The following is an 18,881-nucleotide window of genomic DNA, read 5'->3' as shown; positions in this document are numbered from 1 at the left end:
CACCTATGGATAAATGAATTGAGTGAGCATCACTTCGCTCGAGCCCGGCGCGCGGATATGACTGCGAAACAGCCCCAGTCCGTCGCCGCGCAGGGTCAGATAAAGCGTTGCCTGGCCCTGCGCATCCGCCTGCAACCACAAACGCATGCCCTGCGCTGAGCTGCGCATACGCACCGGCGCCGGCTGCATGGTTTCGATGCTGAAGTCATTGAGCATCTCGCCGCCGATGTCCAATTCGACGGTAGCTTCAGGAGTCGCGTGCACGCTGAGTTTCAGCGGGTTGGTCGAGCCGTTGCGGTGGAACATCTCGTATTCAACCTGGACTTTGCCGTCGTCGCTGCGGGCGTCGTGCGAACTGAGCACGCCCCGGGAAAACAGCCCCAACAGACCCAGCAGCATGCACAGCACCAGTAGATACCAACCGATGCGCTCGAAGCGCCAGACCTTCAACTGATAGGGCATGTCCTCCTGCACCGGGAATCGTCGGCTTTGCAGATCGAGATGCTCAGCGTCAGGCTTCATCGGCGCCACCCTCCTTCGCCGCGCAAGGCGCGACGGTGATAGGCCGGCAACTGCTGCAAGGCGAACTCACAGGCCAGGGTCTGCACTTCACTGCGCGATCCGGGAAACCATTGCCGGGTGCTGAACAGAAAATGTTGGTCATCGAACTGAAACGCCCAGGCAAAACACACCGTACCGGCCTTGATGCCATCCATATCGTCGGGGCCGAGAATGCCGGTGGTGGCGACGGCGACGTTGGCCGTGCTGTCGCGCAACGCACCGATGGCCATTTCACTGGCAACTTCCACGCTGGTCAGATTGAAGGTTTCCATGGTCGCCGGGCTGACGTGGAGCAAGCGCTGCTTGGCTTGCGGCGAATAGACCACGTAGCCGCATTCGATCAGCTCGCCGCTGCCGGGCACTTCCGACAGCAACATGACGATTTCCCCGGCCGTGCAGGATTCGGCGGTGGTGATGATCAGCGAATGTCGCCGCAGATATTCAATCGTTTCCTTGGCGATGGACATGACGGGCTCTCGCAGCTGTTATTGCCGGTTGACCGCCCGCTGCGCTGATCATTCCGCTGGACTGGATGAGCGTACGAGCGCCTCTTGCCGAGAAAGTTTTCCGCCCCATTCGGCGCGATCACCTACCCTCATAGACTGTGTGATCCACTTGAGCCCGCCAACCCCCATGCGTTGTTCATTCAAGTCGTTGTTTTTGATTCTGTTCCTGCTGCTGATGCCGGGCAGCGCTGCGCCGTGGGCAGCGGAGCCTGCCGCGCCGACAAACCCCGGCGCAGCGCCGCTGCCGGTGATTTCGCAGAGCGATCTGCAAGCCCTGCAACAACGCCTCGACGGGCTCAAGCAGCAGATTTCGGCGGCAAACAATTACAACCAGCTCGAAGGCCCGCAGGATCGAGTGCAGGCGTTCATTCTCGATGTCGATCGATTGTCGGCAGCGCTGTTGCCGCAACAGGCGCAACTGGCGGTGCAACTGGGCGTGCTCGGCACCGCTCCAGACGCTGAGGTGGCTGCCGAGCAAGCCGATATCGTCGCGCAGCGGGCCGCGCTGGCGGAACAGAAAAGCAAGGTCGACGGCACCCTGAAAAGCCTCGCCGCACTGAAACAGAATGCCGCCGACCTGATCACGCAAATCGCCGGCATTCGCCGCACGCTGCTGGAAAGCGAACTGACCCTGAGCACACGCAGTGTGTTGAGTCCGCAGTTCTGGGCGCCACTGATCAATCCAAGCGAGGACGACCGCGAGCGGCTGCGACTGTTCGTCGAGCAGGTGGGCGACGTCTGGGCCTCGGTATGGGCGCCGGGCGAGCGTTTTTACACCTGCGTGCTGGTGCTGCTGGCGTTGCTCGTCTGGACCTTTGGCCGGCGTCTGGCTGAGCGCGGGCTGACCTGGTTCTGCATTCATCGCGTGGCGGAGGGCCGACTGCGCCGCAGTGCCTTGGCCTTCGCCTCAGCCATAGCGACCTTCATCACCACCGCCATCGCCCTGAAACTCCTGTTCTACGCCTGCACCCGCCACGATGCCCTGCCGCCGGTGCTGGAAACCTTTTCCGAAGAGTTCGAAAAAGTCGTCTATGCCTGCGTGCTGATCACCGGGCTCAGCCGTGCATTGCTGTCCACCGAGCACCCGTCGTGGCGCCTGCCGGCAATTGCTGATCCAGTGGCGCTGGCCCTCAAGCCTTATCCGCGAATCCTCGCCTGCGCGTTGCTGGTGTTGGTGACGCTGGTGCAAGTCGCCAATGCCACAGGCATGAGCAGCCACATCGTGATGGCCGGGCGCGGCGTGATTTCCATGGTGGTGCTGGCGATCATCGGCACGATGCTGGTGCGCGTGGGCAAAGTGCGCAAGGCCTTGGTCGCCGCCAACGACGCTTCGGCGACGAACAGCGTGTTCGCCGGGCTGATCTACAGCGTCGCCAGCGTCTCGATGTTTGTCACGGCCATTGCCCTGCTTGCCGGCTATGTTTCGCTGGCGCGGTTCATCAGTTATGAACTGGTGTGGAGCCACGTCGTGCTGTCGGGCTTCTATTTGCTCATTCAGTTGGTCAAGGACGCATGTGAACACCTGTTTTCACCGAAACACGCGAGCGGCCAGGCGCTCAAGCAATTGCTCGGGGTCAGCGATCGGCGCCTTGAGCAGACCTCAATCCTGTTGTCCGGCGTCAGCCGCGCCGGCCTGATGCTGATGGCGCTGATTTCGTTGTTTGTCGGCGGCATCGGCACCACGCTCGGCCAACTGGTCACCAACATCATGTCGATTCTTGGCGGCGCCGGTTTGCGCAAGCTGAATATCGTCCCCGGGCACCTGCTCAATGCGCTGCTGGCGCTGCTGATCGGCATCTGGCTAATCCGTACATTGAGCCGCTGGCTCGACAACGAATTCCTGCCCAAGACCGACATGGACCCGGGCATGTGCGCGTCGCTGAGCACGCTGTTCTCCAATATCGGCTACGCCTTCGTGATTCTGCTGACGCTGTCGTCGCTGGGCGTGCAGTGGACCAATCTGGCGTGGATCGTCAGTGCGCTATCCGTGGGTATCGGCTTTGGCTTGCAGGAGATCGTCAAGAACTTCGTCTCCGGCCTGATTCTGCTCACCGAGCGCCCGGTCAAGGTCGGCGACCTGATCAGCATCAGCGGCGTCGAGGGCGACATCCGCCGGATCAACGTGCGTGCCACGGAAATCCAGCTCAGCGACCGCTCGATCGTGATCGTGCCCAACTCGCAACTGATCTCGCAGAACCTGCGCAACGTTACCCTCGGCGGCAGCGCTCAGGGCGTGGCATCGCTGGAGCTGGTGTTTCCGTTGGATATCGATCCTGAGCAGGTCAAACAACTGCTGCTGGATGCGTATCACGAGAACGAAACCATCCTCGATAAACCGGCGCCATTCGTGCGTTTCAGCAAGTTGTCGCCGGACGGCATAACCCTCACGGTCACCGGCTATGTGGGCAGCCCGAGGATTGTCGGGCTGACCAAGAGCGATTTGTTGTTTGAAGTGTTGAAGCGGTTGGGCGCGGCGGGGATCGCGCTGGCGAAGCCGCCAGCGGCGTGATCCGGTTAGCGCTTGCCCGAGTTGTCGATGCGGGCCGTGCTGCTGCGTGGCGTCAGCTCGAACGGCAGGACGACATGCCTTTCTGCCAGCGGCCGCTTTTCGATCAGGGCAATCAACATCTCGACCGCCTTGGCCCCGAAGGCCTCAGCCGGTTGCGAGATGGTGGTCAGCGGCGGATCGCAGAACGCAGCCATGGGAATGTCATCGAAACCCACCACTGAAATATCCTCGGGCACACGCAGCCCAGCCTGCCGGATGCGCTTGAGTGCACCAATGGCCATTTCATCGTTTTCACAGAACAGCGCACTCGGTCGCTCGGCCAATGCGAGCATCTTTTGCGCGCCTGCATAACCTGCCTCGAGGCTGAAATTGCCATGGCAGATCAGTGCTTCATCGAAGGCAATCCCGGCTTCGCGCAATGCCGCTTCGTAACCTGCCAGTCGATCCAAAGTCAGCGGGCTGTTTTTCGAACCCTTGATCAGGCCGATGCGTCGGTGTCCCAAGGCGATCAGGTGGTCGGTCATGGCTTTGGCGGCGGCGACGTTGTCCAGGCTGATGGTTGGATAACGCCCGGCCTTGAGCACTTCGCAGGCGTTCACGATCGGCGGCACATCGGCGTCGGGCGGGGCATTTTCGAACGGATCGTAAGCGCGCAACTGGATTACGCCGTCGGCCTGATAGGCGTACACCAGCTCGGCGAATTGCCGCTCCAGTTCTACCCGGCCCTGAGTGTCGCAGAGCAGCAAGCGATAGCCAGCCGCCTGCGCCGCTTGCTGCGCGCCGCTGATGACCCGGGCAAAGAAGGTATTGGCGATAGTCGGCACCAGAATCACCAGATTGCCGGTGCGCCGCGAGCGAAACTGCACGGCCATCAGGTTCGGCCGATAGCCGGCCTGCTCCACGGCCGCCATGACGCGCTCACGGGTTGGCGCGAGCACACGCTCGGGCGATTTCAAAGTCCTTGAAACCGTCGCCACGGAAACCCCGGCCAGCCGAGCCACTTCGCGGATATTGGACAAAACCACCTCGTTTTTTCATGCCGATCAGGCGCGGAGCTTACCGCAGGCAACGAGCGATCGAAACGCTGTCGATCATCCGCTGCCATTTGACACCCGGCTATTTCACGCCTAGATTTCGCCCACGATGTAACCGGTTACATCACTCATCAGCATTGCATCCAGCTACCGAGACGACCGCCATGTACGCTGCCGCAAAAAAAACAAGAATGGGTTTTGTCGGAGGCGGTGAAGGTTCATTCATCGCCCGCGCCCACCGGCAAGCCGCCGGCCTCGATGGACGCTTCGAACTGGTCTGCGGCGCGTTCAGCCGCGACTCAGAGAATAATCAGCGCACCGCTGCGACCCTGGGATTGTCCGCCGAACGTTGTTACGACGATTGGCAAACCCTGCTTACCCGCGAGGCCGCCCTGCCCGCCGAGCAACGCATGCAACTGCTGGTCATCGTCACCCCCAATCATCTGCACGCACCGATTGCCCGTGAAGCATTGAGCGCCGGTTTTCACGTGTTCAGCGAGAAACCCGCGGCGCTGAACCTCGCCGAGGTGCAGGCGCTGCATTCGGTGGTGATCAACAGCCAGCGAATTTACGGGCTGGCGCACACCTACCTCGGTTACGCGATGGTCTGGCAGGCCCGCGAAATGGTCGCCAGCGGCGTGCTCGGGCACGTGCGCAAAGTCATCGTCGAGTACCCGCAAGGCTGGCTCAGCACCGATGTCGCCGGGCAAGGCAACAAGCAGGCCGGCTGGCGCGACGATCCGGCGCAATCCGGGATCGGCGGCTGCATTGGCGACATCGGCACCCATGCGTTTTCCCTCGCCGAGTTCGTGGCCGGCCAGTCGATCCAGTTCATCAGCGCGATGCTCGGCTCGCATGTCGAGGGTCGGCAACTGGATGACGATGTGGCGATGCTGTTCAAAATGCGCGACGGCGCCAGTGGCGTATTGCTCGCCAGTCAGGTCTGCGCCGGTGAAGAAAACCCGCTGAAGATCCGCGTCTACGGTGACAAGGGTGGGCTGGAATGGCGTCAGGAAGAGCCGGCCAGTCTGATTCATCGACCGTTGAATGAACCGATGCGTATTCTGCGATCCGGAGTCGGTCAGCGGTGGTTGTGTGACGCTGCCAGTCAGCGCATGCGCCTGCCCGCCGGGCATCCCGAGGGTTATCTGGAAGCGATGGCCAACCTGTACGGCGATCTTGCCGAGGCGATCGTTCAAGGCGTCGAAGGCCATCAGGCCCCGGGCGTACCGGGCATCGAGACCGGCCTGCGCGGCATGGCCTTCATTGAAACCGCCATCGCCAATCACCTTGGCAATGAAAAGTGGAGCGAAATCCCCGGCCAACTGACAGGAGCCCAGCACAATGAACAGTGATCAGCAAAATTCGACTGGCCTGAAAGGCCCGGGGATTTTCCTCGCGCAATTCATCGCCGACCAAGCACCTTTCGACTCCCTCGCCAACATCGCCGAATGGGCAGCCTCGCAAGGCTACAAAGCCATTCAGGTACCGACCCTCGGCACGCGGTTCATCGATTTGCAGCGCGCCGCTGAAAGTCAGGATTACTGCGACGAACTTATCGGCGTCTGCGCCCGCGCGGGTGTAGTGATCAGCGAGTTGTCGACGCACCTGCAAGGGCAATTGGTCGCTGTGCATCCGGCGTTCGACAGTCTGTTCGACGACTTCGCCCCGCCAGCGCTGCGCGGCAAGCCGCAGGAGCGCACCGAGTGGGCCATCGAGCAGTTGAAACTGGCGGCCCGTGCCAGCCAGCGTCTCGGACTCAAGGCCCATGCGACCTTCTCCGGCGCCCTGCTCTGGCCCTACGTCTATCCATGGCCGCAACGTCCGACCGGTTTGGTCGAGCAAGGTTTCGCCGAACTGGGCAAGCGCTGGCTGCCGATTCTCGACTGCTTCGAAGAGGCTGGCGTTGATCTGTGCTACGAAATCCATCCCGGCGAAGACTTGCATGACGGCGCGTCGTTCGAGCAGTTTCTTGAGGCGGTGAATCATCACCCCCGCGCCGCAATTCTCTATGACCCGAGCCACCTGCTGCTGCAGCAAATGGATTACCTCGGCTTCATCGACCGTTACCACCAACGCATCCGCATGCTTCACGTCAAGGATGCCGAGTTTCGCCCCGATGCGCGCTCCGGCGTCTACGGCGGTTATCAGGGTTGGGTCGAGCGTCCCGGGCGCTTCCGCTCGCTGGGCGACGGCCAGATCGATTTCAAATCGATCTTCAGCAAACTGTGCCAATACGACTTCAACGGCTGGGCCGTGCTGGAGTGGGAGTGCTGCCTGAAAGACGCCGCGCAGGGTGCGGCGGAAGGCGCGGCGTTCATCGAGCGACACATGATCCGCAGGACCGCCAAGGCCTTCGACGATTTCGCCGGGGTCAGCGCCGATGCCGCTTCCAACCGGCGCTTGCTCGGCCTGACTGACGACTGATTCATCCGCGTTACCGACATAAAAACAATACGGTGATCTGAAATGAACGTAATGAATGCGCGACTCAGCGTGATGATGTTTTTGCAGTTCTTTATCTGGGGCGGCTGGTTCGTCACCCTCGGCACTTTTCTGGCCACCACGCTCGCTGCCAGCGGCGGCCAGGTCGGCATGGCCTTCGCCACGCAATCATGGGGTGCGATTCTGGCGCCGTTTGTCATTGGCTTGATTGCCGACCGGTTTTTCAATGCCGAACGCATTCTGGCGGTGCTGCATCTGCTGGGCGCGGTGCTGCTCTATCAGCTCTATCGCGCCGCAGACTTCAGCGCATTTTATCCCTATGTGCTCGCCTACATGATGGTCTACATGCCGACATTGGCACTGGTGAACGCCGTGGCGTTCCGCCAGATCAAAGACCCGGCGCTGGAATTCTCGCGCATTCGCGTATGGGGCACAGTGGGCTGGATTGTCGCCGGTGTGGTGATCAGCTTCGTGTTTGCCTGGGACTCGCAACAAAGCATCGCGGCGGGAGGCTTGCGCAATACGTTCCTGATGTCCGCCGTCGCGTCGCTGTTGTTGGGGCTTTACAGCTTCAGTCTGCCGAACACTGCGCCGCTGAAAAGCGCAGCGAGCTCATCAAGCCTGAAGCAGATGCTCGGCGTCGATGCGTGGGGTTTGCTCAAGGATCGCAGCTATCTGGTGTTCTTTCTCGCCTCGATCCTGATCTGCATTCCGCTGGCCTTCTATTACCAGAACGCCAACCCGTTTCTCGCGGAGATCGGCATGACCAACCCGACAGCGAAGATGGCCATTGGTCAGGTCTCGGAAGTGTTGTTCATGCTGTTGCTGCCGCTGTTCATCCATCGTTTCGGCATCAAGATCGCCCTGCTGGTCGGCATGGCTGCCTGGGCGTTGCGTTACGTGCTATTTGCCTTCGGCAATAACGACGATCAGGCATTCATGCTGCTGATCGGCATTGCCCTGCACGGCGTGTGCTATGACTTCTTCTTCGTGTCCGGGCAGATCTACACCGATGCAAAAGCACCGGAACGCTTCCGCAGTTCGGCGCAAGGTCTGATCACCTTGGCCACGTACGGGTTGGGCATGTTGATTGGCTTCTGGATTGCGGGACGGATTACTGATCACTTCACTTCGAGTGCGGGCCATGACTGGAGAAGTATCTGGCTATTTCCAGCCGGTTTTTCCGTGGCGGTGCTGCTGTGTTTCTGGGCGACGTTCAAGGGCCGCGATCGGGACAAGGCTGTGTTGCCGAGTGCGGTTTAGAGCAGAGTTCTGATGCATGAACAGAACGAATGCCGCCTGTGGTTGAGGCGGCATTCGCTATCGATGCTCATGGTTGCGCTCAAGCGGTGCGACGTTCGAGCAGACGGTCAGCGCCACCTTCGGCGACCCGATTGCCTTGCAGATGATCGGAACCGTCAGAGGCTACTGCATCGCTGAACAGTGGATCGGTTTCGGTGGCGGCTACTGCGTCGCTGAATAGCGGGTCGGTTTCGGTGGCGGCTACTGCGTCGCTGAACAGACGATCAGTTTGAGTAGCGGCCACCGCGTCGCTGAAAAGTGGGTCGGTTTCGGTGGCGGCGAAGGCGTTCAGTGCAAAAACCGAGAAAACGATACCGAGGATAGTCTGGCGTTTCATGATGGTGTGCTCCGAGGTGCAGTGGTTGGGTATGGAGCCGATCTTACGCCGCGCTATGGATATGAGAACTTCATTGACTTAATGGTTGTTATTGACGCAATCAATGATGAGTTGAGTAAAAGCAGCTGCTTACCTAACCGTTAAGCTGGTGCTTACGCGTCCAAACGAAACGCCCTACAAAGTCTAAAGCACAAAACTGACAAATCGTATTTCTGACAGCTTTACGCAAGCAAAAAAAGACCCGAATCGATCGAAACCGAAACGGGTCTTTCCCACTCAGATGACCCTTATTTCAAGTCGTCAAAGTGATCTCGCAGGAACTCGTAAAAGCGCAAAGCTTTCAACAATCTCCATACAAGGCTCAGCGTACGCAGCAAAAGCTTCATACGTTTTGGCCTCCAGGGCTGGCGGCCAAACCTCCAGCAAACTTACCGGACCATGCGTGCCTTCAGCCTACATGCTGGTGTGGCTAGTGAGGCGGCCGGTTGAAATCCCTCCGAGACAACATTCCGGCGCGGGTGCGAATCCGCGTCAGAGGGCGTGAAACCTTTTGCGCCCCCCAGCCAAACCTCACTGCTCTACCAACAAGATGAGCGCAGGCATCTTAACGCAGAAATCAGAAGAGAAAACCCGAGTAACCAAGGTTATCCTGCGGCTACGCCTGAACCTTTGTAAAATCGTATTTCTGTCAATGTTTATTGACAGATAGGAATTCAGTTGCATGCGCTGGCCGCTCCGAAAAAACCTCCCACATCACGCTAAACCTACGTTGCACTGACGGGAGAAACTCAATACCATGCGCGGACATGTTGGTGTGGCTAGTGAAGCACATGGCCTCGGCTCCAAACCGAGGATTGAAAAACCGCCCCGCGAAGGCGGTTTTTTTTCGTCTGCGTTTTGTGGTCCCACCCCATCCAGGACACATTGCCTGACTCGATCCCCCTGCGCCCCTGCACAAATCTTCTAAACACTCTCCTCACCCACGCGGTATTTTAGAAACGCCCCGGCTCAACCGCCCTATGGAATCCTCCCATGGACAAACGCAACTGGATCTCCCTGTCCCAGGATGTCGATACCGGGATCGAGTCGATTCGTGCGCATTTCCGTGGGCATGCCTACGATCCGCACTGGCATGACAGTTTTCTCGTGGGCGTTACCGAGCAGGGCGTGCAGCAGTTCAATTGTCGCCGGGTGCGTCATCGCAGTACCCCGGGGCATGTGTTCCTGCTCGAGCCGGGTGAAATCCACGATGGCCATGCGCCGACCGAGGATGGCTTCACCTACTCGATGCTGTACCTCGATCCGCACTGGCTGGAGCGCGAACTGCACGCGCTGTTCGAAGAGGCGCCCGCCGACAGTCAGCCAGGATTTGCCGACACCCTGAGCCACGATCCGCGCCTGTCGACGGCGATCGTGCAAGCCTTCCATGCTTTGCATGACGGCGATCTGCGCATCGTCCGGCAGACTGCGCTGGATGGCCTGCTGGCGCCCCTCACCCGCCACCTCGACTGGCGCAAGCGTCAGCACTTCGATCCGCGCCTGCCACTGGTTGCCCAGGTTGCGCGGGACTATCTGCATGCCCACACCTATGAAGACATCGGCCTCGACGACCTTGCGCAAGCCTGTGGTGTCGATCGTTTCCGCTTGACCCGCGCGTTCAAGGCCGCTTTCGGTCTGGCACCCCACGCTTACCTGATCCAGTTGCGCCTGGCCAAGGCGCGGCAATTGCTCGCACGCGGCGAGACGCCAGCGCAGGTCGCCAGCGTGCTCGGTTTTGCCGATCAGAGTCACCTCGGTCGCTGGTTCCGCCGCGCCTATCAACTGACCCCGGCGGACTACCGCAAGCGCTGCTCAAATCTTCCAGACTGAGGCGTGCCCGCTGACGATCATGGTGTCCTGTTTCGACTTTCAGGAATTTGCACCATGGCTTCTTTACTGCCCTTTCTACTGTTTGCTTTCGTTGCCTCGATCACCCCGGGACCGACCAATATTCTGGTGCTGAGCCACAGTTCGCGGCGCGGATTGATTGCCACGTTGCCGATCATTTTTGGCGCGTGTGCGGCGGCCGCGTTGATCGTGCTGGTGGTCGGTCTCGGTGCTGGCGAAACCCTGTTGCGCTTTCCGCGGGTGCAGCAAGCCATGGCCTGGGCTGGCGTGCTCTGGTTGAGCTGGCTGGCGTGGCAGATCTTTCGCAGCCCGCCGCCATCCCTGGTCCCGAAATCGCAGGAACAAAGCTTGAGCGTATTCGGCGCGGCGCTGCTGCAATTGGTCAACCCGAAGGTGTGGATGATGGCTGTGGCGGTGGTCAGCGTATTCGTCGGCGGCGGCGACAAGACGTTGCGCCTGTTGGTGTTGTCGCTGGCGTTTCTGCTGGTGTCGTTGCCGTGCATGACGCTTTGGGCACTTCTCGGCGTTGGCAGCGCGCGGTTGCTCAGCTCACCGCAGGCGTTCAAGCGCATGAACGCGGCACTGGCCCTTCTTCTGCTGCTCTCGGCCTGGCTGGCCGTGTTGGTCTAATGCCCGGTGGCTTGCCGGTATTCGCGTGGTGTAAACCCGGTCGAGGCTTTGAACTGACGGGTGAAAGCGCTGTGATCGGTGTAGCCGCATTGCAGCGCCACCTCGGTGATCGGCAAGTCGCTGTGCAGCAATCGATGCGCATGTTCCAGGCGGACTTTCTGAATCATCTGCCGTGGTGTCAGGTGGAAAACGCGTTTGCAATAGCGCTCCAGTTGCGCCACGGAAATCCCGGCGATCCGCGTCAGTTCACCCAGCGTCACCCGCCGGTTGAAGTTGCCGCGAATGTATTCATCGACAGCCGCCAGGCGCTCGAAAGCCGGATGGGTTTCGCTGGCTGACTGCAGATCCACCGAGATCCCCACCAGACCGATGATCGTCCCGTCACGGTTGTAGATCGGCCTCTTGTGGGTCAGGCACCAGCCCGGTTCGCGACTGCCATACAGATGCAGTTCGAGCTGATCCTCCAACACGAAACCTTCCTCCAGCACCTTGCGATCCTGCTCGGTATAGCCCGGCCCCAACTGCGCCGGGAACACCTGCGCACTGGTTTTGCCGAGCAACGGGCGCAGGTCCTTCAAGCCACAACGCTGCACCAGCGTACGGTTGGCCAGCACATAACGCGCTTGCAGATCCTTGATGAAGATCGCCGCATTGGGGATCACATCGAGTATTGGCAACAGCTGCGCTACACCTGCAACCATCGCTTCGAGGGTCTGCGGACGCAGGCCGTCAGTGCCTTGGCACAGGATCGAAAACCCAGGCTGCATGAAAAATCTCCTTTGCGATGAAGCGCCAGAAACGCCGTCCGCGAGCAGATTGCAGCAACGTCGCGGCCCTGTCGAGGCCGCGCATTCATCGGCGCCATTGTGCTGAATTCGTCATCGATCCCGGCATAAAACATCAATCGCCGCCGCCGTCGCCCCGTGCAAAGTCTGCTCGTCCCCGTGACACAACTGCCTATCCAATAACTCACAAGAAGGCGATGCCATGTCAGGCCAAGGCAAGTTCAAAAAACAGCTTTCATTGATCGACCTCACCTTTATCGGACTCGGCGCGATCTTCGGCTCCGGCTGGTTGTTCGCCGCCAGCCATGTCTCGGCGATTGCCGGGCCGGCGGGGATTTTCTCCTGGTTACTGGGCGGTTTCGCCGTGTTGCTGCTGGGTATCGTCTACTGCGAACTGGGCGCCGCATTACCCCGTGCCGGCGGCGTGGTGCGCTACCCGGTTTATTCCCACGGTCCGCTGCTCGGCTACCTGATGGGTTTCATTACGCTGATTGCGTTTTCCAGTCTGGTGGCGATCGAAGTGGTCGCCTCGCGCCAATACGCGGCGGCATGGTTTCCCGGATTGACCAAGGCTGGCAGTGGCGATCCGACGATCCTCGGCTGGCTGGTGCAGTTCGGCCTGCTCTGCGTATTTTTCCTGCTCAACTACCGCAGCGTGAAGACCTTCGCCAAGGCCAACAATCTCGTTAGCGTGTTCAAATTCATCGTGCCGCTGCTGGTGATCGGCGTGCTGTTCACCTTCTTCAAACCGGAGAACTTCCAGGTTCAGGGATTCGCCCCGTTCGGCTTGTCGGGCGTCGAGATGGCGGTCTCCGCCGGCGGAATCATCTTTGCCTATCTGGGCCTGACGCCGATTATTTCCGTGGCCAGCGAAGTGAAAAATCCACAGCGCACCATTCCCATCGCGCTGATTCTCTCGGTACTGCTGTCGACCCTGATCTACGTGCTGCTGCAAATGGCCTTTCTCGGCAGCATTCCGACGGAAATGCTCGCCCACGGCTGGGCTGGCATCAGCAAGGAATTCGCCCTGCCCTATCGCGACATCGCCCTGGCGCTCGGTGTGGGCTGGCTGGCGTATCTGGTGGTCGCCGATGCGGTGATCTCGCCGAGCGGCTGCGGCAACATCTACATGAACGCCACGCCGCGAGTGATCTACGGCTGGGCGCAGACCGGCACCTTTTTCAAGGTCTTCACCCACATCGATGAAAAGTCCGGCATCCCGCGTCCGGCGCTGTGGCTGACTTTCGCCCTGTCGGTGTTCTGGACCCTGCCATTCCCGTCGTGGGAAGCGCTGATCAACGTGGTCTCCGCCGCGCTGGTGTTGAGCTATGCGGTGGCGCCGGTGTCGGTTGCGGCGTTGCGGCGCAATGCGCCGGACATGCCGCGCCCGTTCCGGGTCAAGAGCATGGGCCTGCTCGGGCCGGTGTCGTTCATCATCGCCGCGCTGATCGTTTACTGGTCGGGCTGGAACACCGTGTCGTGGCTGCTCGGCCTGCAAATCCTGATGTTTGTCATCTACCTGTTCTGCGGTCGCTTTGTGCCCACCGCCCATCTGAGTCTGGCGCGTCAGGTACGTTCATCGGCGTGGCTGATCGCCTTCTACGCGGTGACCATCGTGCTGTCGAAACTCGGCACCTTCGGTGGCCTGGGCATCCTCGCCCATCCGTTCGACACGATCGTCGTCGCCGCTTGCGCCACCGGCATTTACTACTGGGGTGCAGCAACCGGCGTACCTGCACACCTGCTGCGCCTGGACGACGAGGACGAAGAAAGCGACAGCCCCGCGCCCTCGCCCACCGTCAACGCCCGCCCTGCCGGCGCCTACTGAAATCATCCAACGGGATCTCTCCATGAAACGAGTACACGTCATTGATTCCCACACCGGCGGCGAACCGACACGGCTGGTGATGAGCGGCTTCCCCGAGTTGTCCGGCAACAGCATGGCCGAGAAACGCGATGCCTTGCGCAACCAGCATGACCAGTGGCGGCGCGCCTGTCTGCTCGAGCCACGCGGCAACGATGTGCTGGTCGGCGCGCTCTATTGCCCACCGGTATCGGCGGACGCCACTTGCGGGGTGATCTTCTTCAACAACGCCGGCTACCTGGGCATGTGCGGCCACGGCACCATTGGCCTGATCAATTCGTTGCAGCATCTGGGGAAAATCCAGCCGGGCGTGCACAAGATCGACACACCGGTGGGGCAAGTCAGCGCGACGCTGCACGACGATGGCTCGGTCACTCTGGGCAACGTGCCCGCTTACCGTTATCGCAAACAGGTACCAGTGGACGTGCCCGGTTTTGGTCGCGTAGTCGGTGATATCGCCTACGGCGGCAACTGGTTTTTTCTGGTTTCCGAGCATGGCCAGACCCTGACCATGGACAACGTCGAACACCTGACGGCGTACACCTGGTCGATGCTCAAGGCGCTGGAAGATGAGGGCATCTTCGGCGAAGACAGTGCAGTCATCGACCACATCGAATTGTTCGCCGATGACGATCAGGCCGACAGCCGCAACTTCGTCATGTGCCCCGGCAAAGCCTATGACCGCTCACCGTGCGGCACCGGCACCAGCGCCAAACTTGCCTGCCTGGCAGCCGACGACAAGCTGCAACCGGGCGCACCGTGGATCCAGGCGAGCATCACCGGCAGCCAGTTCGAAGGCCGCTTCGAATGGGAAGGTGAACGCGTTCGCCCGTTCATCACCGGCCGCGCCTACATGACCGCCGACAGCATCTTGCTGATCGACGAAACCGACCCGTTCGCGTGGGGCATCTGAGCCGCCACGCCGACTTTTTCCCTCGAATAAAACGAAATGCCAAGGAGTTGAATCATGAGCGACAACATCTTCACTGGTTGCATGCCTGCCCTGATGACCCCGTGCACCGCCCAGCGCAAACCGGACTTCGATGCGCTGGTGAGCAAGGGGCGCGAGCTGATTGATATCGGCATGAGCGCCGTGGTCTATTGCGGCTCGATGGGCGACTGGCCGCTGCTGACTGAAGCCGAGCGTCAGGAAGGTGTGGCGCGCCTGGTCGCCGCCGTGGTGCCGACCATCGTCGGCACTGGTGCGGTGAATACCCGTGAAGCGGTTTCCCACGCAGCGCATGCGGCGAAAGTCGGCGCGCAAGGCTTGATGGTCATTCCGCGCGTGCTGTCCCGTGGTGCTTCGGCGACGGCGCAAAAGGCCCACTTCGCCGCCATCCTGCAAGCCGCACCGAACTTGCCGGCGGTGATTTACAACAGCCCTTACTACGGCTTCGCCACCCGCGCCGATCTGTTTTTCGAACTGCGTCGCGAATACCCGAACCTGATCGGCTTCAAGGAATTTGGTGGGGGCGCAGACCTGCGCTACGCGGCCGAGAACATCACCTCCAAGGATGACGACGTGACGCTGATGGTCGGTGTCGACACGCAAGTGGTGCACGGCTTCGTCAACTGCAACGCCACCGGCGCCATCACCGGCATCGGCAACGCCCTTCCTCGCGAAGTGCTGCAACTGGTCGCGCTGAGCAAGCAGGCCGCGCAAGGCGATGCCAAGGCCCGACGTCAGGCGCGGGAGCTGGAATCGGCATTGGCAGTGCTGTCATCGTTCGACGAAGGCTGTGATCTGGTGCTGTATTACAAGCACTTGATGGTGCTCAACGGCGACAAGGAATACACCCTGCACTTCAACGAAACAGACGTCCTGAGCGACTCGCAACGGCGCTATGCCGAGAAGCAGTATTCGCTGTTCCGTCACTGGTACGAGAACTGGTCTGCCGAACAGAACTTCGCCTGATCACCACCTGCTGCGAGTCATCACGATTCGCGGCAGGCCTCGCTCATTTCACAGGAAGACACCATGACTCTGACGGGCAACATGCTGATCGGCCAACAAGCCGTGACGGGTAATCGTCCAGCCTTTCGCGCGATTGATCCCGCGACCAACCAGGCACTTGAGCCGCAGTACGCCGGGGCATCAGCCGAACAAGTGGAACAGGCCTGCGCCCTGGCCTGGGCAGCACAAGACGAATATCGCGAAACCAGCCTGAGCAGCCGTGCGGCATTTCTCGAAAGCATTGCCGAGCACATCGAAAACCTTGGCGATGAACTGATCGAACGCGCCCACGCCGAAACCGGTTTGCCGCGCGCCCGCCTCGAGGGTGAACGCGGGCGCACGTGCCAGCAATTGCGCCTGTTCGCCCGCACGGTGCGCGCGGGTGAATGGCTGGACGTGCGCGTCGACAGTGCGCAACCACAACGCCAACCGCTGCCGCGCGCCGACCTGCGGCAACGACAGATCGCCTTGGGGCCGGTCGCGGTGTTTGGTGCGAGCAACTTTCCCCTGGCATTTTCCGTGGCCGGTGGCGACACCGCTGCGGCATTGGCGGCTGGTTGCCCGGTGATCGTCAAGGCGCACAGCGCGCATCCAGGCACCAGCGAACTGGTCGGCCGCGCAGTGGCGCAAGCGGTCAGGGCCTGCGCTCTGCCCGAAGGCGTGTTTTCCTTGTTGTTCGATTCGGGGTACGAAGTCGGCATCGCATTGGTCAGTGATTGGCGCATCAAAGCCGCTGGTTTCACCGGCTCGCGCACTGGCGGTCTGGCCTTGATGAAAGCTGCGCAAGCGCGGCCGGAGCCGATCCCGGTGTATGCGGAAATGAGCTCGATCAACCCGGTTTTGCTGTTTCCCGCCGCGCTGGAAAATCGCGCGCAGGCGCTGGCCGAAGGGTTTGTCGCGTCGCTGACATTGGGCGCCGGGCAGTTCTGCACCAACCCGGGATTGTTGATTGCCTGCAAAGGCCCGGCGCTCGACGGGTTTCTCGGCGCGGTAGCGGAACTGATCCCGCGCAGCGCGGCGCAAACCATGCTCACGCCCGGCATCTTCGGCGCCTATCAAGCAGGCGTGACCGCTCTGCAAGGCAATCCCCGTGCACGCGCGGTAGCGGTTGGCCAAGTCGGCAGCGGCCCAAATCAGTGCCAGGCGTATCTCTTCAGCACCGACGCGGCGGATTTCCTCGCCGATCAGCGTTTGCAGGCTGAGGTGTTCGGCGCGACATCGCTAGTGGTGCAATGCAGCAGTGACGAGGAAATTCGTCAGGTCTGCGAACATCTGGAAGGTCAACTGACCGCGACCCTGCACATGGACGACGCCGACCTTGCACTGGCGCGCGCGTTGCTGCCAACCCTCGAGCGCAAGGCCGGGCGCTTGCTGGTCAATGGCTGGCCGACCGGCGTGGAAGTCTGCGATGCAATGGTGCATGGCGGGCCTTACCCGGCAACCTCGGATGCGCGCAGCACCTCGGTGGGCACTGCGGCGATCCTGCGTTTCCTGCGGCCGGTGTGCTATCAGGATTTCCCCGACAGCCTGCTGCCGACGGCGCTGCAACAGACCAATCCGCTAAACCTTCGGCGCTTGCTCGATGGCCAACGGGAAGCGACACACCATGGCGAATAACCCTTCGCACGACATCGCGGTGGTCGGCGCCGGGATCATTGGCGTGGCTTGCGCACTGCGCCTGGCCCGCCAGGGTTTGCGCGTGGTGGTCATCGATCAGCAGGAACCGGGGCACGGCGCTTCATTCGGCAATGCCGGGCATCTGGCCACCGAGCAAGTCTTTCCGATTGCTGATGTTTCGATCCTCAAGCGTTTGCCGGCCATGCTGATGGACCCGATGGGGCCGCTGCGTCTGGACTGGAAGTACCTGCCGCGCGCCCTGCCGTGGTTCACCCGATTGCTGCTGAATCTGCGGCCCGAGCCTTTTCAAAAAACCGTCGCCGGCTTGCGCGCGCTTAATGAAAGCAGTCTCGACGCGTGGCAGCGCTTGCTCAGCGATATCCAGCGCACGGATCTGCTCAAGGTTGACGGCTCGTTACTAATCTTCGAAAAACCTGAATCCCGTCAGGCCATCGAAGCCTTGCAGGCACGACTGCATCAGCAGCAAGTGCCGGTGGATTACTGGCAGGCCGGGGCGATCCGCGAAACGGTGCCGCAGCTCAGCGAGAAAATTCAGGGCGGACTGTTTTTCCCGCGCACCGGGCATTTCCTCGACCCGTACCGCGTGGTGTGTGCGCTGGTCGAGGCGGCTCGCAGCAGCGGCGTGAGTTTTCTCAAACAGCAGGTTCAGGGCGGCTACGTGCAGGAAAACGGCGTCTTAATGATAACGGGCAACGGCGGTGTGACGGCCAGCCGCGTGTTACTGGCGTGCGGTGCGCATTCGGCGAAACTCACCGCCGCTCTGACCGGCAAGCAGGTACCGTTGGACACCGAACGTGGCTATCACCTGATGCTGCCGCACGAACATGATCGCCTGCCCTTCCCCGTCACCTCGCTGGAACGCAAATTCATCATGACGCCGATGCGCGATGGGCTGCGCCTGGCCGGCACGGTCGAATTCGCCGGACTGGAGCGGCCGGCGAACATGGCGCGCGCCTGGCAGTTGCAGCGCCTGAGCCAAGGCCTGTTTCGCAAGGACCTGAACGCTGATGGCGCCACACCGTGGATGGGCTTTCGCCCGTCGCTGCCGGATTCGCTGCCAGTGATTGATCAGGTTTGCGCCGGCAAGGTCTTGCTTGCCTTCGGTCATCAGCATCTGGGCCTGACGCAAGCGGCGGTGACGGCGGAATTGATCGGGCAGATGGTCTCAGGCGCCGCTCTCGCGTTGCCAAATGTCGATGCCTACCGACTGGCACGTTTCTAAGCGTGCTTCAGCGCGTCGCCGTGATGCATGGCCAAGTGGCCGGTCTTGTCGCTCTTGACCTCGTATTGCGGCGCGTCTTTCGAGGCTGGCCGGTGGCGGCCCATGAACTCGGTGTCGCGGGTGTGCACCTTGACCACTTTGCCGTCGATCTCGCCGGCCTCGGAATTCCAGCGCACCGCATCGCCGACTTTGAATGAGCTGCTCATC

Annotated in this window: 17 protein-coding genes; 11 read left to right on the top strand and 6 right to left on the bottom strand. The window is 61.0% G+C overall.

Annotation, left to right across the window (positions count from 1 at the left end; genetic code table 11):
- Nucleotides 1–3: 3 nt before the first annotated feature.
- Together FEE99_RS15370 and FEE99_RS15365 are read right to left on the bottom strand one after the other, a co-directional pair.
- The gene (locus FEE99_RS15370; RefSeq protein ID WP_041480585.1) at nt 4–522 is read right to left on the bottom strand and encodes a hypothetical protein; all 519 of its coding nucleotides are present in this window, start codon (nt 520–522) and stop codon (nt 4–6) included.
- Nucleotides 519–1,028, bottom strand: a complete 510-nt coding sequence (locus tag FEE99_RS15365; protein WP_041480586.1) for a CinA family protein — start codon at nt 1,026–1,028, stop codon at nt 519–521. The genes FEE99_RS15370 and FEE99_RS15365 overlap by 4 nt, the downstream gene beginning before the upstream one ends.
- A 166-nt stretch (nt 1,029–1,194) precedes the next feature.
- Here FEE99_RS15365 and FEE99_RS15360 point away from each other — a divergent pair, with 166 nt between their 5' ends.
- Nucleotides 1,195–3,576 carry a DUF3772 domain-containing protein gene (locus tag FEE99_RS15360; RefSeq protein WP_041480587.1) on the top strand — a complete coding sequence of 794 codons (2,382 nt, stop codon included), beginning with the start codon at nt 1,195–1,197 and terminating at the stop codon, nt 3,574–3,576.
- A 5-nt stretch (nt 3,577–3,581) separates the two neighbouring features.
- Here the strand turns inward: FEE99_RS15360 and FEE99_RS15355 are convergent, their stop codons facing one another.
- Nucleotides 3,582–4,595, bottom strand: a complete 1,014-nt coding sequence (locus tag FEE99_RS15355; protein ID WP_041480641.1) for a LacI family DNA-binding transcriptional regulator — start codon at nt 4,593–4,595, stop codon at nt 3,582–3,584.
- 206 nt (nt 4,596–4,801) lie between these two features.
- Between FEE99_RS15355 and FEE99_RS15350 the strand changes: the two genes are divergently transcribed.
- From FEE99_RS15350 to FEE99_RS15340, 3 genes are read left to right on the top strand one after another with little or no spacing between them, the layout of a single operon-like run.
- The gene (locus FEE99_RS15350) at nt 4,802–5,965 is read left to right on the top strand and encodes a Gfo/Idh/MocA family protein (RefSeq protein ID WP_371924019.1); all 1,164 of its coding nucleotides are present in this window, start codon (nt 4,802–4,804) and stop codon (nt 5,963–5,965) included.
- Complete coding sequence (locus FEE99_RS15345) at nt 5,955–7,037, top strand: sugar phosphate isomerase/epimerase family protein (RefSeq protein ID WP_041480589.1); 1,083 nt, start codon at nt 5,955–5,957, stop codon at nt 7,035–7,037. The genes FEE99_RS15350 and FEE99_RS15345 overlap by 11 nt, the downstream gene beginning before the upstream one ends.
- A 42-nt stretch (nt 7,038–7,079) precedes the next feature.
- Entirely contained in the window at nt 7,080–8,318 is a 1,239-nt protein-coding gene (locus FEE99_RS15340; protein WP_041480590.1) for a nucleoside permease, read from the top strand.
- Between the two features lie 79 nt (nt 8,319–8,397).
- Here FEE99_RS15340 and FEE99_RS15335 read toward each other — a convergent pair whose 3' ends face one another.
- Nucleotides 8,398–8,694 (bottom strand): hypothetical protein, encoded by a 297-nt coding sequence (locus FEE99_RS15335; protein WP_041480591.1) that lies wholly within the window; start codon nt 8,692–8,694, stop codon nt 8,398–8,400.
- A gap of 1,032 nt (nt 8,695–9,726) precedes the next feature.
- Here FEE99_RS15335 and FEE99_RS15330 point away from each other — a divergent pair.
- Nucleotides 9,727–10,563: an AraC family transcriptional regulator gene (locus FEE99_RS15330; RefSeq protein WP_041480592.1), complete on the top strand. Its 837-nt coding sequence runs from the start codon at nt 9,727–9,729 to the stop codon at nt 10,561–10,563.
- Between the two features lie 54 nt (nt 10,564–10,617).
- Entirely contained in the window at nt 10,618–11,211 is a 594-nt protein-coding gene (locus FEE99_RS15325) for a LysE family translocator (RefSeq protein WP_041480593.1), read from the top strand.
- Here the strand turns inward: FEE99_RS15325 and FEE99_RS15320 are convergent.
- Nucleotides 11,208–11,978 carry an AraC family transcriptional regulator gene (locus FEE99_RS15320; protein ID WP_041480594.1) on the bottom strand — a complete coding sequence of 257 codons (771 nt, stop codon included), beginning with the start codon at nt 11,976–11,978 and terminating at the stop codon, nt 11,208–11,210. The two genes, FEE99_RS15325 and FEE99_RS15320, sit on opposite strands and share 4 nt — an antisense overlap.
- Nucleotides 11,979–12,198: 220 nt before the next feature.
- On the opposite strand from FEE99_RS15320, the gene FEE99_RS15315 reads away from it, so the two are divergent.
- From FEE99_RS15315 to FEE99_RS15295, 5 genes are all read left to right on the top strand, one after another.
- On the top strand, nt 12,199–13,824 hold the full coding sequence (locus tag FEE99_RS15315) for an APC family permease (RefSeq protein WP_041480595.1): 1,626 nt from the start codon (nt 12,199–12,201) through the stop codon (nt 13,822–13,824).
- Nucleotides 13,825–13,846: 22 nt separating this feature from the next.
- On the top strand, nt 13,847–14,773 hold the full coding sequence (locus FEE99_RS15310; RefSeq protein WP_041480596.1) for a 4-hydroxyproline epimerase: 927 nt from the start codon (nt 13,847–13,849) through the stop codon (nt 14,771–14,773).
- 54 nt (nt 14,774–14,827) lie between these two features.
- Nucleotides 14,828–15,775: a dihydrodipicolinate synthase family protein gene (locus FEE99_RS15305; RefSeq protein WP_041480597.1), complete on the top strand. Its 948-nt coding sequence runs from the start codon at nt 14,828–14,830 to the stop codon at nt 15,773–15,775.
- Between the two features lie 63 nt (nt 15,776–15,838).
- On the top strand, nt 15,839–17,431 hold the full coding sequence (locus FEE99_RS15300; protein ID WP_041480598.1) for an aldehyde dehydrogenase (NADP(+)): 1,593 nt from the start codon (nt 15,839–15,841) through the stop codon (nt 17,429–17,431).
- Nucleotides 17,421–18,674 (top strand): NAD(P)/FAD-dependent oxidoreductase, encoded by a 1,254-nt coding sequence (locus tag FEE99_RS15295; protein WP_041480599.1) that lies wholly within the window; start codon nt 17,421–17,423, stop codon nt 18,672–18,674. Before FEE99_RS15300 ends, FEE99_RS15295 begins: the two co-directional genes overlap by 11 nt.
- On the opposite strand, the gene FEE99_RS15290 is transcribed toward FEE99_RS15295, so the two are convergent.
- Nucleotides 18,671–18,880 (bottom strand): hypervirulence associated TUDOR domain-containing protein, encoded by a 210-nt coding sequence (locus tag FEE99_RS15290; protein ID WP_041480600.1) that lies wholly within the window; start codon nt 18,878–18,880, stop codon nt 18,671–18,673. The two genes, FEE99_RS15295 and FEE99_RS15290, sit on opposite strands and share 4 nt — an antisense overlap.
- Nucleotide 18,881 lies beyond the last annotated feature (1 nt).

This window comes from Pseudomonas sp. ef1 (assembly GCF_007293365.2).
Classification (GTDB): domain Bacteria; phylum Pseudomonadota; class Gammaproteobacteria; order Pseudomonadales; family Pseudomonadaceae; genus Aquipseudomonas; species Aquipseudomonas siliginis.
The sequence above is the reverse complement of the archived record's forward strand: the minus strand, read 5'-3'. Positions and strand labels throughout refer to the sequence as shown.